A 16,823-nucleotide genomic window follows, 5' to 3' on the forward strand; every position below is an offset into this window, starting at 1 on the left:
GCTTACTTGAATGTAGGCACAAGTGTTCCTCCGATTAACTTAGTAGACCTTACAGGTAAAAAACGAAATGTTGTATACAAACCAGCAAATAAGAAATAGTGAAGAATACGAAGAAATCACTGTCACTATAGGGCAGAAGGTGAAAGTCTGTTTAGGGAAACTTAACGGGGGTTCGAATCCCCCCCTCTCCGTTCTCATCAAACCTAAGCCTAAAAAACGTCGTTCAAAACCTTGATGATTGTGAAGAGTAGTTACTAAACATTGTCTAGATTGAATCTTTTTAGGCAATTTTCAATTGCTTTGTAACGTAATAATAAGGATTGTGGCTTATCCACAAAATACTGCTTAAGTTCTCTTTTAAGCAGTATTTTGTCAAGTGCGTAACTTTCTGCATGAATGCTACTAAAAGCTCGACTAAGACTGTGGAACCCACACAGAAACAGAACCAGCATCGCATCGAAAATCAGCCCAGCCTTCATCATTCGTTGTCACAGGTTCGCTGATATGTTCAGTAATATCAATGTAAGTGCTGTTGGGTTGCCCAACTTCCATCCACTTAGTCCCTTCTCCTCCATTACTCAGAACAACTGCCATACCGCCAGGATGTTCTTCATCTCCTAAGCGTGTCCAGGCGATTGTATTGGCGTGATCGAAGTAATCGTATTGGTCGCCATAGGCATAAGTTTGACGAGCGTGCAAAAATTTATCAATTATCCATTGATGACTATCGAGCCAAATCTCATGCTCATTGCCATCGCTGCCCGTATCCTTGTAATTAGCACCATAGTAATCCGCATAGAAGATACAGGGATAACCATCACTTCGCAGTAGAATCAACGCATAAGCCAACGGTTTAAACCAGCCTTCCACTACAGATTCCAATGACTGCAAGGGTTGAGAATCATGGTTGTCAACTAAGGTGACGGCTAAAGCAGGTTGCTGTTGCACCAATGTGTTATCAAATATCTGCCGCATATCGTAGTCATTGCCTTGTTTGCTGGCAGCGCTAAAGTTATAGTGCAATGGCGCATCAAACAACATCACATCGCCACCGGTGACGCTAATGAAATGGTGCAGCGCTTCAACTTCATAAGACCAATACTCACCGACGGCAAAAAGATCGCGACCAGCCTTTTGGCGACAGTGTTGCAGCCATTCTGGGAAAAAGCCAGCTCTAACGTGTTTAACCGCATCAAAACGAAAGCCATCTATATCAGTGGTTTCTACAAACCACTCACCCCAGCGATTCAACTCCTCGCGAACTTCTGGACTTTCCATATCCAAATCGCATCCCATGAGATAGTCGAAAGCGCCTTTTTCCAGGTCAACGTTGTCATCAAATTTTTTATCTTTGAATAGGTAAACTGCGTTCTCACCTTCATTGTAAACGTTGTAATCAACTGCGTCGAAGTGCCACCAGTGCCATTCCATATCAGAGTATTTGCCTTGGCGACCTGGAAAGGTAAAGTGAGTCCACACTTTAATTGTCTGCATCTCACCGATGGGCTGGTTGCGATCGTCTGGACTATAGGGCGTTGCTTCCACCTCTTCGGGTTCGTCTGCACCTAACTTGTGGTTAAGGACAACATCAGCATATACTCGAATGCCAGCAGCTTTTGCCGCCTTAACAGCAGCGATATACTCGTCTTTTGTGCCGTACTTTGTCCGAACCGAGCCTTTCTGGTCAAACTCGCCTAGATCGTACATATCATAGACTCCGTAGCCGACATCGTAGCCACCCCCTGTTCCTTTGTAAGCTGGGGGTAACCAAACAGATGTAACACCTGCATCAGCTAACTCTTTGACTTTCTCTTTAAACTCATTCCAAAGATTGCCATCTGGAGGGATATACCAATGGAAGTACTGCATCATTACACCATTCAGTTGAGCCATGTCCATCCCTCTAGTAAAACTTACGATAAATTGTGATTTCCGACACAAAGAGTGTACATTAAGTTTTATTTTTTGTCTTTCAATAGAAACAAAAGTCTACTAAAAACTGGGATCAACTCATATTGTTTTCTTCTGTGGATGACAGTTCTTCAGCCAGGTTTTTCTGGAGTGCTTCCAATACTGCGATCGGGTCAGCCGGTTCCTGCATCAATTTCGCTTCCGAATCATGCCGATTTATCACATTAGGCAAATCGGTACGGAGTTCTTCTAATAGAGCAATAATCTTGGCAATTTTTTGCTCTGAGAGCAGGTTAAGCTGTAGCATCAATTGCGCCCGTTGTTCGGCAAAGTTTTCTTGGCGAGTTTGTCGTACCAGTACTCCGGTTGAGATCACCAATGACGCTGCGTCTAAGCCTTGACCTGACCAGCTAAACAAGGGTAGGTTGAATGGCAAAAAGCGATCGAAAAAACTGCTAAAAATCCAGATAGCTAGTATGACTAGCAAACTATACATAAATATCGATCGCCCAAAGAATGTAGCGATCGCTTCTAGTATTCGCTGGTGGACGGGAATATCTCGAACTTCCTGGGTATGAAGTGAAATAATCGCTTCAATGTTTTTTGCAATCGGGTCTGGTAATGGAGCCGTGATCACTTGATTTCGAGAAGCTTTCTCTTTGATTTTGTTAGTACCTGAACTGAAGTGTCTGTTCGCTGTGTAGTCTGCGTTATCGGTCATGCACCAACTCCTGAATCTGGATGTTACCGAAAAATCGGGTTTAAAGCCCCGTCGTTCTATGACGGCTTTGTATTTGGCAATCGCTTAATATAATCACGCAAAATTTCAGCCGGAGTAACCTGCTTAAACTCGGAATAAGCTTTAAGCTTTGCCCACTCCTCATCTGAAAACCTAAGATTGTATACTTTTGGTCTATTCATTTGTAGCCTGTATGTGCTACACTAATTCTAGCAGGAAAGGTAATCAACCTGTCTAAAAACCTTGTTGTCGAAAGACACCTGAACCTTCTCCCAAGGGGAGACGCTACGCGAAGACAATTAAATCTATGCGGTTCTACTGCATTGTTCTAGTTTCCTCCTAGCAGTAGGTAAAAGATTTATACCGAGCGTGACGACTCAGAATTTTGAGACTATTTGTTTCAAACTAACAGGACTTGCACGGCAGTTGCAACAAGAGTGGAGAGTCCCACCTCTGGGCTAGGTAACGCAAGGAACTTAGTTTAAGTGGTCTCGTTGAACCAAGAATCCCCGTCGATTTATCGCGGGGAGTGTCAATCGATTATTGCTTATCTTCTACCGACGATGGCGTTTTACCATACTGAGTGCTGAGTGCTGAATTTTGAAGTTGAGTACTCAGTACTTTCGCAGTATGCTAAAAGCCCCGCCCCTCTCTGCGAGACGCACTCGCGTTTGTGGGCGGAATCCTTTCTTTTCAGGAGGAGGTTGATACCCCACCCGCAAGTGGCGTGGTCTTTTTACTCAGCACGGGCTAAACCTTAGCTATCCGCTAACAGCACTTTTTACTCAGCACTCTTCATCCCACCGTAGGCGATCGCATCCCAATACTGCTCGATTATTTAGATTTAAAACTAGAAAAATTAAATATGATTTCCAAATAAATCGACTTTAGGGGCATACATCTGTACGCCCCTAATAGGTATTTCGTAAAACCAAGGTATTGAGTTCTAAGGCACCTCAATGGGAATCAAAGCATTTTCTGGCAAGTAATTGGAAAAACGCCCTTCATCTGCAAGCACCACAATCAGGCGCAGAGAATAATCTGGCGGAACTTGCAAGTCTGCCCACGGTACTGCCAACTCTAAACAACTATTTATTGCTACTTGAGCGCGACTAAAACGGGGCTGCCATTGATAATTGTCTCCAGCTTCCCGAAACTGAATCGATTGCGTCAGCAAGTTAACTTCTAAAAGGTGGTGGAAAAGATAATTAAGTGGGGCTGCATCTGGTACATCTGCTAAGGGGACTGGGCTATTGACCATTGTTTTTTCTGGATAGAACCACAGTAAATTCAACTCTGTTGGCAAATCCCGCCCTGGTGCAGCGCCATTTTTAAAGTCCAGCCGCAAATAGAAATTTAAGTGATCGACCCCATACCAAAGTCGCTGGATGACGCTGCTATTGTGCATCGTCCCCCGCGCCCTACCAATTTCTATACGTCCAGCTTTGTCCCAATCTTGCTCATCACCCTTACCATCGATAACAGGATGAATAAACCCTTGTGGAGCGTGGTTTGCCTGTGCTTCATGGATTTCTACTGGTTGTTTAAGATAGGGTGGTACAGGTTCATTCAATGCTTTGTAAATACCAAACAAATGTTCTCGAAATAACTGGTCAAAGATGGCATCTTGATTTGACGAGTGTCCTGCACCAAACCACCAAAACCAGTCAGAACCCTCTGCGGCATACAAAGCTTCCCACGCTTCGGGGTTATTTTCTTCTGTCGCTTCGGGATGACTTGCCAGCATTTTTCTTGCTTCTGTCAAATAATCCCAAGCACGATTTTTGGCGGGATCGCCGATCCAAGTGGTGAAACTGCCATCTACCCAAGAACCACTATGTAGTTGTCCTCCGGGGATGGTAGCTGTGGCTGGAAATTCTTCGAGAAATTCGGAGACAGTAACGAGTTTGAGGCGGGGTTCATCGCTCAAACTTTGATACAAAGCTTCTAGAAAGGGTTTGCCATCTTGGGGATAAAATTCCCAGCAATTCTCCCCATCCAAAGCGATGGTAACTAGCCAAGGTTGTTCACTTTGACTATCTCTTTGCATTTTAGCGATCGCTTGTAAATGTCCCACTAAATCTGCTGCTGCCTGTTTTGCTGGCATTGCACTATAAGTAAAGCCAATCAAATCTGATAATCTGTGGTCGCGAAACACGATTGACAAGTCACCCTCAGCAGTTTGCAGGCGATAGGGCCGGTACAACAATTCTGGTTGCTGCACATTCCCCGCCCCATCCCGATGAAAAAAGTGTTTCAGCGTCCACCCTAAGACGGCTTCATCTGAGCATATCCACTTAAAACCTTGGTTAATAATATGTGGAAGTACTGCCGGACTTACTGACTGTTCCGAAGGCCACAAACCACGAGGGATCTGTCCAAAGCGTTCTTGATAAAAGTTCCAAGCTTTCTGCAAGTGGCGGGGAATATCTTCTGTCCACTGAAAGCGTTGCTTTGGTAGTGTCATATTGGGCACAGCTACTCGCCCAGAGTTAGTATCAGCTAGTAAGGGTAAAATTGGGTGAGTGTAAGGCGTGGTGGTAACTTCTAGCTGCCCCGCCTCCTGCATTTTCCGATGTTGGGGGATAATGCGGCTAAGAATTTCTCGCTGTTTGGAATAAATGCGCTGGCGATCGCTTAAAGTAAAATTCCGTCCCTGTTTTAACCAAGCAGCAATTTCTGGGTCATCCCAAAACAGCGGATCGATCCAAGCCAAATTGTGCCAAGCTAGCAAATCGCCATAATCTGGCAATTCCCAATTTGCTAAACACCAAGCTTGCCCTTTTTCCTGCCTTTGGTAGTACAACTGGGCATAGCGGGGATGGGGGTCAATCAAGGTATGGTGATTGGCATCAAAAAAGTGTTGGATGATGAATTCCCGCTGTTGCTGAGTGAGTTGTTCATCTGGTGTCAAGCTGGCTGTGAGGTAAGGGTCAAAGGCAGTGCCAGCAATATAATCTTCTAGTTGCAATATTAGCGATGGAACTAAGTTCACCGTTTGGTGTAGCTTAGGATACTGTTCTAAGAGTAATACCAAATCTAAATAATCTTTAGTTCCATGTAAACGTACCCAAGGTAGACGGTAGTGCTGACTCGGAGATAGCGAAACGCCGCTGCCAGGAGATTTGTACAGCGGCTGATGTTGATGCCAGATAAAAGCAATGTAGAGAGGATGGGACATAGCAATAGTTAGGAGTTAAGAATGAGGAGTTAGGAGTTAATTGAAAACTCATAACTCCTAACTCCTAACTCCTAACTTTTACACCACTTGCTCAATTTCTGCAATTTCGGGAATCATTTCCTTAAGACGGCGCTCAATACCCATTCTTAGGGTCATTGCAGAACTGGGACAAGAACCACAAGCACCTTGCAGCCGCAGTTTTACAATAGGCCCATCGAGTTCTACGAGTTCCACATTGCCGCCATCAGACATAAGATAAGGGCGCATTTCATCTAAAACTGTTTCAACGTTGTCAATTGTGAGTTCCATAGTTTAGACCTGCTAAGTTAGGGATGGGCATTGGGCAAAACAGTTCCGAGTTCCGAGTTCCCAGTCCTGAGTAAAGAAATGAGATTCCCCACTCAGCACTCAGCACTCATTACTCGGCACTCTTGAGGGGCATTGGGCAAAACAGTTCCGAGTTCCGAGTTCCCAGTCCTGAGTAAAGAAATGAGATTCCCCACTCAGCACTCAGCACTCATTACTCGGCACTCTTGAGGGGCATTGGGCATTGGGCATTGAATAATCATGATCCCTTGACCAGATGCGCCGTGACTCATTTACCATTATCCAAAATTTTATTTTTCAGCTTTGTTAAATCGATCCTAAATCTAATTGCCGCTAGATTGTCAGGTGTCAGTTTTTAATGACTTTTGACTAAACCACTGCTGATTTTAGCAACTTGACATTAGATTAGCTGAATAATTTGTAGTGCAAGCCCTCCTATTTTACTTTAGCCTTTAAAATACTGAAGAGAACGCAAGGAGGTGAGGACAAGGAAGGTTTTTCCCAATACCCCTCAAGAGTGCTGTACATGGATAGCGGGGCGTTGAGCCAGTAATGAGTGGTGAGTGGGGAATCTCATTTCTTTACTCAGGACTGGGTACTGGCTCAACACCCCGCTACTGCTAATGTAACTCGGAACTGTTTTGCCCTATGCACAATATGGTTATTAAATAATAATTGTTAAAAAAATCTAAAATTTAAAACTCAAAACCCAGTACTGGTAATGTTCCAAATGACCAATGACTAACTTAGCACGGGCCAAACGCCCCGCTATCGCTAACAGCACCACTTGTTGAGTCGCTATCATTAGATGAAACCATGACTGGTTGTTGGTATAGTGGCACGGTGAATGTGACTGTTGAGCCAAGTCCTTCACCCAAACTATAAAAATGTACCTCGCCACCCATTGCCTCTACTAGCTTCTGGGATATTGCCAGTCCCAAACCTGTACCGCCGTACTGGCGAGTGCGGGAGCCATCCACCTGAGAGAATAATTGAAATAGTTTATCTTGTTTGTCTAAAGAAACACCGATGCCGGTGTCTGCTACACGTACTCTCACCATGCCAGGAAATTGCTGATCTTGAAAGTTCGCTTTTTTGAGTACTAAATCGGCGCTGACGGTAACGCCACCCTCATGGGTAAATTTGATGGCATTACCTACCAAATTGAGCATCACTTGTAGTAACCGTTGGTAGTTGCTTTGGACAATGATTTCATCTGAGGTTGCTGGCATTTGCATCCGAAAGCTGAGGTTTCTTATTTCTGCTTGGGGACGCATGAAACTTTCGACATCACTGAATAACTCATCTAGTTTGACTGGAGCGTAAGCTAGCTCCATTTTGCCAGCTTCGATTTTGGCAATGTCCAAAATGTCGTTGATGATATTCAGCAAATGTATCGATAAGTGATGAGCTTCTGCCAAAAACTGGTTTTGTTCTTCTGGGTCATCTGCCATCCCTTCCAAAATCAGCTTTAAAAAGCCAATCATCCCGTTGAGGGGGGTACGAATTTCATGGGATACATTGGCCAGAAACTCACTTTTGAGGCGGGAAGCTTCTTCGGCTTTTTGACGAGCTATTTCTAATTCTTCATATAAAGTAGCATGTGCGATCGCAGTTCCCAATTGATCTGCTGCTTCTTTCGCTAGTTCTAATTCCGATTCTGTTAACGTGTAGCATTCATCCTGCCAATTCAAGGCAATCAATCCATTGGCTTGGTCTTGATAGCAAGTCGCAACCACCAAAGTTTTCTGCCGCCCAGACCCCATATATCCAGGTACTTCCATCACAACTGGTTCTAAGGTTGCCAAGGCTTGAGCAAAGGCAGGCTCAGAAGGTATATCTATGTCTGAGCCAAGCATTGATTTGAGTTGTGGTTGGCGATACTCAGCCTTCACCTGCACTTTTGAGCTTGAGGGCTGATAAGGACAAATAATGCAGCGTTCTAGCCGCAGCGCTTTCCCCAAACTGTCAACTGTTTGCTGCCAAATAATATTTAAATCTAATGTCCGACGAATATTTCTGGTAATACGATTTACCAGTTTTTGGTGTTGCTGTGAACGTAGAGCCAACTCTATTTGTGTGGGCGTTTTTGATGCCACACGCGCTTGTTTTTTGTTGAGTGTCGCTTGTACTAAGCGTCCCATCACTAAGACTGTAGTGGCAGTGGTTCCCAAACTCGGCATAATCGGACTAATCACTAAGTCCAACTCAAATAATTCCTGGTGGTAGCTAAACCAACATTGAAACCTTTCTGGCACCAAACTTGTCAAAATTCGGTGCAATCGTTCCAAATAAGTAACCTTATCCACTGGGGCAAAGGTTTGGGTCTGGTTCAGAGCATCAACTATTTTTTCAGTATTTAATCCCAGGAGTTCGCTGTACTGCCAACAAAAGGTCAGATAGCGCCCTGCCCCATCTTGCGTATACACCAACTCGGCTCCTAGAGTTGGTAATAAGCCATCAGTCTTACTGGTAATAGATTCCAGATTTTGGGAAAATACATTCGGCAATTGGGAATTGGCAGTAATAGTCATTAATTGAGTTGGATAGACAAAGGGTATCCGACCGTAATTTTACTAAAGCCGCTCAAATTTATGCATAAATTTTTACAGCTTTTTTGTGTTTGATTGGGTATTTTTTGTTGTTCTGGAAACCAGATTGGTAAACTTTACTTTTTTTTTATTTCCATTGACATCTGAATGATGGTGTCAATCGTTCCATTCACCGCGAGGAGGAACAGGAGTACGCACAGGTGTGCGCGTTAGTTCGTCATCTCTGAGGATTTCACCCCGCAACCATTGGCGAATCGCCACTTCAATCACTTTACTTGGGTCATTCGTAAGATGCTGAATTTGCTCTAGCAACTCTGAGTCCAAGCGGACAGCAATTTCTACCTTATCGGTTTGTGTGTTTCCCGCTTCGGTAGTTTTTTCTTGCATATTCATAGGTTTATATACTCTGAATTCTCTGAATTGGTTTTGTCTAAAGCTTTGTAAAGTAGTTATACTCATCATTTGGGCTAATTTACTAAAAAATCTTTAAGGGCACATTTAAATAGTTCCCTGAAATAGCACCAAAGTAACAGCTTAAAGTTTCAAATCGCATTTTTCATATAACTGACTAGACAATTGACTTTAGATGTTTTGCTGATAAATCAGTGATTCTGAGCAATTACAGGTCGCAATTGCTCGCGATCGCTACATGATCCCTACATGTACTTATTTACATTTATTGTACGCTCCTAGCTGTTGAATACTAGCAGCGACAAATAGACTTTCATAATATTCTTAAAAGTCCACCTATTGAGATCGAAAGTTAAAGATGGGGTGAAGGGGGCAGGGTATTGGGGATTGGGGACTGGGGATTAGGGACTAGGGACTGGGGATTGGGGACTGGGGATTGGGTATTGGGGATTGGGGACTAGGGACTGGGTATTGGGTACTGAGTATTTATTGAGTTAGGAAAACTCTTTCCTAGTCCCTAATCCCCAATCCCTAATCCCTAGTCCCTAATCCCCAGTCCCCAGTCCCTAGTCCCCAGCCCCCAATCCCCAGTCCTCACTAAAAGCGGAGCGTCTTGGCTAAGAAAGCATTAAAATACATTAAGTAAATTGCTCTTTTAACTTTGGTTGCTGCTAAGGCAAAGATAGTATATGACTGACGTTCCCGCAGTTCGCATTCGCAATTTTTGTATTATTGCTCACATCGACCACGGGAAATCAACCCTCGCCGATCGCTTGCTACAAGCTACTGGTACTGTTGAAGACCGACAGATGAAGGAACAGTTTCTCGATAACATGGATCTGGAACGGGAGCGCGGCATTACGATTAAGCTGCAAGCTGCCCGGATGAATTACACAGCTAAGGATGGTCAGCAGTATGTACTGAATTTAATTGACACTCCGGGACATGTGGATTTCTCGTATGAAGTCTCTCGCTCTCTTGTTGCTTGTGAAGGAGCGCTATTGGTAGTAGATGCGTCCCAAGGTGTGGAAGCACAAACTTTGGCGAATGTATATTTAGCGTTAGAGAGCAACCTGGAAATTATTCCGGTTTTGAATAAAATCGATTTGCCGGGGGCTGAACCAGAACGGGTAATTGGCGAAATTGAAGAAATTATCGGTCTAGATTGTAGTGGGGCGATTCTGGCTTCTGCTAAAGAAGGAATTGGGATTGATGAGATTTTAGAAGCAGTTGTTGAACGGATACCGCCACCGCCCAATACGATAAATGAACGCTTACGAGCGTTAATATTTGATAGCTATTACGATAGTTACCGGGGAGTAATTGTCTATTTCCGAGTGATGGATGGCACCGTGAAAAAAGGCGATCGCATCCATTTAATGGCATCCGGTAAAGAATTTGAAATTGATGAGTTGGGTGTCCTTTCTCCGACTCAAAAGCAAGTTGATGAACTGCACGCTGGGGAAGTAGGCTATTTGGGAGCGTCAATTAAAGCTGTCGCTGATGCACGGGTAGGAGACACAATTACCCTCAGTAAGGCGAAAGCGGAGACACCCTTACCAGGTTACGCAGAAGCGAACCCAATGGTTTTTTGCGGGATGTTCCCCATTGATGCCGATCAATTTGAAGATTTGCGGGAAGCCTTGGAAAAGCTGGAACTCAACGATGCAGCGCTACATTACGAACCAGAAACTTCCAGCGCGATGGGTTTTGGCTTCCGTTGTGGGTTCTTGGGTTTGCTGCACATGGAAATCGTTCAGGAACGCCTAGAGCGAGAGTATAACCTAGATTTAATCATTACAGCCCCCTCGGTGGTTTATAAGGTGATTACCCTGAAAGGTGAGGAACTGTACATCGATAATCCTAGCCGCTTACCTTCTCCCAACGATCGCGAAAGAATTGAAGAACCTTACGTCCAAGTAGAGATGATTACGCCAGAAACTTATGTTGGCAGCTTGATGGAGTTGTCACAAAATCGCCGTGGCATCTTCAAAGATATGAAATATCTCACCCAAGGACGAACCACACTTACTTATGAGCTACCTTTGGCGGAAGTTGTAACTGACTTCTTTGATCAGATGAAATCGCGATCGCGCGGTTATGCCAGTATGGAATATCACATTATCGGCTACCGTGAAAATCCTTTGGTGAAGCTGGATATCATGATTAACGGCGATCCTGTAGATTCCTTGGCGATGATTGTGCATCGAGATAAAGCTTACAATGTCGGGCGGGCAATGGCAGAAAAACTCAAAGAACTAATTCCCCGTCATCAATTCAAAGTGCCAATTCAGGCATCTATTGGTAGTAAAGTTATTGCCAGCGAACATATCCCGGCTTTGCGGAAAGATGTACTCGCCAAGTGCTATGGTGGTGACATTAGTCGGAAGAAGAAACTTTTACAGAAGCAAGCAAAAGGTAAAAAACGGATGAAATCTGTAGGTACTGTAGATGTACCCCAAGAAGCCTTTATGGCAGTACTGCGGTTAGATCAAAACTAATAGGAGTTAGGAGTCAGGAGTCAGGAGTCAGAATGAATTTGAGTCCGAGTGGCGGATATCGCTAGGCAAAGCGAGTCCGCGTACTCCTGCAAAGAACCAAGCTAGTACCGCAAGGCGGAAGTCAAAAGAATTGTATTCCAAGCTCTTACACTATTTGAAATGGTCTGTTTATTTACGCCGTGCTGTACTAGCAAGAGCGTCTAAATCTACTATTTTCAGTCCCCCACCAAATTTTTTATTCTGTATTCTTCTTCAAGATTTATTAATTTTCATTACAAAAGCCTCAAATGAGTTCCAGCCTGCTGTTGGCAGGTTTAACCATTCTTGAGTGTGCCTCTAGTGCGGGATTTCTAACAGAAAAAATGATAATTTATTGTAGAAATTCAAAACATCATGAGTCGCAAGCAGGGCCAAGAACAACTCTCTGAGGCAGAGCAAAAGTATCGCACTCTGGTAGAACAAATTCCCGGCGTTGTTTATGTCTCACCGATTAATAACACTACTAAAGAAGCTTATATTAGTCCACAACTGCAACAATTATTAGGCATTGCCCCCGAAGATTGGAATTTTGGTTTCTTCAAAAGTTGGTTAGATTTCACTCATTCAGACGATCGCGATCGCTTTTGGCAAGCTGTAAACACTACAATTGACACCGGAGAGCCTTTGAGTGTCGAGTATCGGATGATCAGGTGCGATAGCAGAACAATTTGGGTACGAAACCAAGCCAATCTCGTTTTATGTGCCGATGGACAAACTCAGCTGCTTCAGGGTTTAGTGTTTGATATTAGCGAACACAAACAAGCAGAAGTCGCACTACAAGAGAGCGAAGCGCGTTATCGTGCCATACTTGAAAACCAAACGGAACTGATTGCTAGATGCTTGCCCGATGGCACTATTACCTACGTTAATGAAGCTTTTTGTCGATTTTTTGGACTGAAGCGAGAAGAGATTATCGCCCAACACTACGAACCTCTTGTGTTTGAAGAAGATCGGGAACGTGTGTTTAATTTGGTAAATTCCATTAGTTTAGAAAATCCCGTGATTACCCTTGAAAATCGGGCCATAACTTGCCAAGGGATACGGTGGACACAGTGGATTGTTCGTGGGATATTTGATGACCAAGGGATGATTGTAAAACTTCAATATATCGCTAAACAGCAAGGGCGCGATCGAGTTCATGCTGTTTGCGTCGTTACTCCTTCGTGAACCCTGGTTGCAAAACGAGCAATAGTCCTAATTACAAATTACAAATTACGAATTACGAATTACGAATTAGTATCATATTGCTTCCTATCCTTAGCCTACAGTTGATAACCTTTAATAAAATCACTGTTAAAAAATCTAAAAATTTTAGTAAAAGTACTCACTGCATTCGCTAGACCTGTATTTTTAGGTAAATGTAGTTGTTTAGATATTAGATATTTGTAATGTGTCGGGGAGTCTAGTAGATGAAGATACTGGTATTGAGTTGGGAGTTTCCACCAAGAATTATTGGGGGAATTGCGCGACATGTAGCGGAATTGTACCCGGAACTGGTAAAGCTAGGACATGATATCCACCTGATTACAGCGGAGTTTGGTCAGGCATCGATGTATGAGGTAGTTGAGGGAGTAAAAGTACATCGAGTGCCAGTAGCACATAGTAACGACTTTTTCCACTGGGTAATCAATCTCAACCTGAGTATGGGAGATCACGGTGGTAAGTTAATTTTGGAGGAAGGGCCCTTTGATTTAATTCATGCCCATGATTGGTTAGTCGGAGACGCTGCGATCGCTCTTAAGCATAATTTTAAAATACCACTAATTGCCACAATTCATGCTACAGAATACGGACGCTATAACGGTATTCACACAGACATCCAAGGCTATATAAATGGCAAAGAAACCTTGCTGGCTTACAACGCTTGGCGGATTATTGTTTGTAGCGACTATATGCGCCAAGAAGTAGAACGAGCGCTACATAGTCCTTGGGATAAAATCGATGTTATTTATAACGGTATCCGAGCCGAAAAGAAACAGCATCACGTAGATTTTCACGCTCTAGATTTTCGCCGCCAATTTGCCACCGATAATGAGAAAATCGTTTATTACCTCGGTCGCATGACCTACGAAAAAGGTGTACCTATATTGCTCAATGCCGCACCTAAGATACTTTCAGAAATGGGAGGTAATGTTAAATTTGTGATCGTTGGTGGCGGCAATACTGACCATCTTAAACGCCAAGCCTGGGATCTGGGAATTTGGCATCATTGCTATTTTACCGGTTTTCTCTCCGATGAATACTTAGATAAATTTCAAACTGTCGCTGACTGTGCCGTTTTTCCGAGTCTGTATGAACCCTTTGGAATTGTGGCTTTAGAGAGCTTTGCTTCTCGTGTTCCTGTAGTAGTTTCTGATACTGGTGGTTTTCCTGAAGTAGTGCAACATACCAAAACAGGTATTGTAACTTGGGTGAACAATCCCGATTCTTTAGCTTGGGGAATTTTGGAAGTGTTGAAAAATCCAGGTTATCGCCAATGGCTGGTAGATAATGCTTATGAAGATTTAGAACGCCGCTTTAGCTGGCCAAAACTAGCCAGACAAACCGATCGAGTTTATCAGCAAGTTGTGCAAGAGCGATCGCAAATAGCTTGGTAAGACAAATCCCCGACTTCTTGAAGAAGTCGGGGATCTAATAAAGCAATGTAGATATTTTGGCACAGTAGCGCAGAGAATTAATGATCACTCTGCGCTATTTTGCGTTAAAAAACAGTACAAGACCTGTACGCTGGAAATTTTACCCTCACTAGTGCGACAGTTAAGCTAAGGCACATCTAGATTGCACATTTTTTGTCAAGACTGTCATTTGTTATTGATTATTTACAAAGATTGACTGATAAATGACTAGTAACAAAGGACGAATTTCACGAATAATAAGCAATTAAAATGCGTCACAGCCTAGCAATAATTGCAGTTTGCTCTAGAAGCTTAGTATGACAAAGGCATTCCCAAGCATAGCAAGGCGCTTGAAAAATATAGGAATCAAGTTGTTGAAGATGGGAACCTTCCTAATAACCCGTTTTATCGAAAACTGGAAACGCTACTTCCTGGGTGACACTGTTGATGTCCGCCCCTCTCCCTCCTTTGATGTCCGTCCTTCCTTAGGGGGGCCAGTTCTGAGTTTGGGTGGGGGTGGCCCCGATGTCGATGATGCTATCCAGTGGATGATTAACCAAGTTCGGGGAAGTAGTAACTCCAACAGCAAAGTTAATGTTGTAGTTATCCGCACGAGTGGTAATCACGATTACAATCGGCTCATTTATGCCATGAAGGGCGTAAACTTTGTAGAAACTCTTGTGGTTAGCAGTAGACAAGAAGCAAACAAATCCGAGATTTTTGAAAAAGTCCGAAATGCTGATGTAGTTTTCTTTGCTGGCGGCGACCAATGTCAGTATATCCGCAACTGGAAAGATACCAAGCTTGAAACCGCCGTTAAGTCAGTTTACCTGAAGGGAGGTGGTGTCGGTGGCACTAGTGCGGGTGCAATGATCCAAAGTGATTGTGTCTATGATGCTTGCGCTTCTTCCGAAAAAGGCATCGAAACTAGAGACGCACTCGAAGATCCCTACCGAGACATTACTTTTACTTACAACTTTTTTAATTGGAGTAATTTGAAGGGAACTATTGTAGATACACACTTTGACAGACGGGAAAGAATGGGTCGAATTATGACTTTCATTGCCCGTCAAATTAAGGATGGTGTATCTAGCAGTGTTTTAGGTATAGCGGTTAGTGAAAGTACATCTGTTCTTGTGGATAAAAACGGTTTGGTGAAAGTTATGGGTAGGGGTGCAGCGTACTTTGTACTTGGCAATCATCAGCCGGAAGTATGCGAACCCCGAAAGCCTTTGACCTTTTCCAATTACAAAATTTGGAAAGTTCGCAGTGGCGACACCTTTAACTTGAGAAACAGACCAACCTCTGGGTACTATCTCAGGAGTGTTAAAAGGGGACGGATTGATTCAAATCCCTATTGAGTGGGAGTGGGGGGATGAGGGGGAAGTTTTTCCCCTCTGCACCTCTCTGCCTCTTGCGCCCAATTCCCAATCCCCCTACTTTCACTCTAGTAATTTAGGCGGGAAAGGAATCGGCATTAAAGCTTGGCACTCAGGGCATGAGACAAGTAAGCGTAAAGTTTCAAAATAATTTACTACCTTCCCACAGGCAGCTTTAACAAATTCCTTCCCGTCCCATCTACCAGATAAAAAATGGTTTTCTGATTTGGGCATAATCTCCATTTTGTCACTTAAAATTTAACTTCTATCGGCTCAAAGCTATGCCCTGCAAGCCGATATCCTCTTTCTGTGGTAGCTACCCAGACATTGATAAATTCGTGATTGCTGTAATCGCTGTAATAGCTAACTACCCATTGGCTCTCATCCTCATCCCAATTAATGCCAATGATTTCAAACTCTGGGCATTCATGCTCGTGAAGAAATTCATTTGCTTTATCAGCAATTTTTGAAAGTTCTTCATAACGGCTAGAATCAATACTCATCCCTCTGTCCATAGCGATAGTTAGCGCTTTCCATACGTCTAATCTCCGCGAAAAATTCCCGCATCAATTCTTTGTCATTGCCATAATGCTTAATGCACCTGGGGTTTTTGCACCATAGCCAGTGTAAATCGTCGTCGCTCCAAGTTTCAGATCCGCACTTCTCACACGTCATAATTCCCAAAGGTAAACAGCGCTGATGGACTGTTACAAATTCTGTGTAAGCAGACAATAATACAAGCGGCTACAAACACATCTGGCGGTAGTTTTTGAAAACCCAGGCAATACCCCTCTGTCAAAATTCTATAAATTGTTTTAGGCGAGAGGATACGCGATACCCGGTCGATAGCTGCATGGTAAGGGCTATCAAATTGTTTAAATTGCATTGGTCGTAATTCCCTTTTTGTCACATTTGATTAGTCCACTGGACTTTGATTGGTGTCCACTGGGCTGTGGACTTTTACCAATTCTCTAAACAGTAACCTTGCTCCTTTGGCTGCAACGCGATTCCTGACAAGCTTCACAGGACGACCCGCAGCTTTTTCAGTGTCTAACTGTTCACCCAAAGTTTTCCCAATATCATTTTTGAGGCGCGATCGCTTCGGTTCAATGCGAGTAAAAACCCACTGCCAGAGTGACTTACGACACAAGTCTGAACCGCCCACTAC

12 protein-coding genes and 1 pseudogene are annotated in these 16,823 nt (G+C 43.6%); 4 read left to right on the top strand and 9 right to left on the bottom strand.

The window, feature by feature from the left end:
• Positions 1-414: 414 nt before the first annotated feature.
• The 6 genes from V7K67_RS24530 to V7K67_RS24555 all read right to left on the bottom strand — a co-directional run bounded on the left by V7K67_RS24530 (position 415) and on the right by V7K67_RS24555 (position 9,103).
• Positions 415-1,893: an alpha-amylase gene (locus tag V7K67_RS24530; protein ID WP_334705705.1), complete on the bottom strand. Its 1,479-nt coding sequence runs from the start codon at positions 1,891-1,893 to the stop codon at positions 415-417.
• A gap of 112 nt (positions 1,894-2,005) precedes the next feature.
• Positions 2,006-2,632: a DUF1003 domain-containing protein gene (locus V7K67_RS24535; RefSeq protein WP_335168765.1), complete on the bottom strand. Its 627-nt coding sequence runs from the start codon at positions 2,630-2,632 to the stop codon at positions 2,006-2,008.
• 964 nt (positions 2,633-3,596) lie between these two features.
• Positions 3,597-5,831, bottom strand: a complete 2,235-nt coding sequence (locus V7K67_RS24540) for a glycoside hydrolase (protein ID WP_335168767.1) — start codon at positions 5,829-5,831, stop codon at positions 3,597-3,599.
• A gap of 78 nt (positions 5,832-5,909) precedes the next feature.
• Positions 5,910-6,140, bottom strand: a complete 231-nt coding sequence (locus V7K67_RS24545; protein WP_069069965.1) for a NifU family protein — start codon at positions 6,138-6,140, stop codon at positions 5,910-5,912.
• A gap of 764 nt (positions 6,141-6,904) precedes the next feature.
• On the bottom strand, positions 6,905-8,692 hold the full coding sequence (locus V7K67_RS24550) for a sensor histidine kinase (protein WP_335168769.1): 1,788 nt from the start codon (positions 8,690-8,692) through the stop codon (positions 6,905-6,907).
• A 174-nt stretch (positions 8,693-8,866) separates the two neighbouring features.
• Complete coding sequence (locus V7K67_RS24555) at positions 8,867-9,103, bottom strand: hypothetical protein (RefSeq protein ID WP_179068670.1); 237 nt, start codon at positions 9,101-9,103, stop codon at positions 8,867-8,869.
• A gap of 707 nt (positions 9,104-9,810) precedes the next feature.
• Between V7K67_RS24555 and lepA the strand changes: the two genes are divergently transcribed.
• From lepA to V7K67_RS24575, 4 genes are all read left to right on the top strand, one after another.
• Positions 9,811-11,622 carry a translation elongation factor 4 gene (gene lepA / locus V7K67_RS24560; RefSeq protein WP_334728984.1) on the top strand — a complete coding sequence of 604 codons (1,812 nt, stop codon included), beginning with the start codon at positions 9,811-9,813 and terminating at the stop codon, positions 11,620-11,622.
• Between the two features lie 393 nt (positions 11,623-12,015).
• Positions 12,016-12,828 carry a PAS domain-containing protein gene (locus V7K67_RS24565; protein ID WP_334728983.1) on the top strand — a complete coding sequence of 271 codons (813 nt, stop codon included), beginning with the start codon at positions 12,016-12,018 and terminating at the stop codon, positions 12,826-12,828.
• A gap of 242 nt (positions 12,829-13,070) precedes the next feature.
• Entirely contained in the window at positions 13,071-14,258 is a 1,188-nt protein-coding gene (locus tag V7K67_RS24570; RefSeq protein ID WP_334728982.1) for a glycosyltransferase family 4 protein, read from the top strand.
• A gap of 335 nt (positions 14,259-14,593) precedes the next feature.
• Positions 14,594-15,637 carry a cyanophycinase gene (locus tag V7K67_RS24575; RefSeq protein ID WP_334705714.1) on the top strand — a complete coding sequence of 348 codons (1,044 nt, stop codon included), beginning with the start codon at positions 14,594-14,596 and terminating at the stop codon, positions 15,635-15,637.
• Between the two features lie 269 nt (positions 15,638-15,906).
• Here the strand turns inward: V7K67_RS24575 and V7K67_RS24580 are convergent, their stop codons facing one another.
• The 3 genes and pseudogenes from V7K67_RS24580 to V7K67_RS24590 form a co-directional block, all read right to left on the bottom strand.
• The gene (locus tag V7K67_RS24580; protein WP_334707564.1) at positions 15,907-16,158 is read right to left on the bottom strand and encodes a hypothetical protein; all 252 of its coding nucleotides are present in this window, start codon (positions 16,156-16,158) and stop codon (positions 15,907-15,909) included.
• Positions 16,159-16,319: 161 nt separating this feature from the next.
• Positions 16,320-16,541: a hypothetical protein gene (locus tag V7K67_RS24585; protein ID WP_335168772.1), complete on the bottom strand. Its 222-nt coding sequence runs from the start codon at positions 16,539-16,541 to the stop codon at positions 16,320-16,322.
• A gap of 30 nt (positions 16,542-16,571) precedes the next feature.
• A pseudogene (locus tag V7K67_RS24590) lies at positions 16,572-16,823 on the bottom strand (IS110 family transposase); the annotation flags it as partial.

This window comes from Nostoc sp. (assembly GCF_036917155.1).
Taxonomy (GTDB): domain Bacteria; phylum Cyanobacteriota; class Cyanobacteriia; order Cyanobacteriales; family Nostocaceae; genus Nostoc.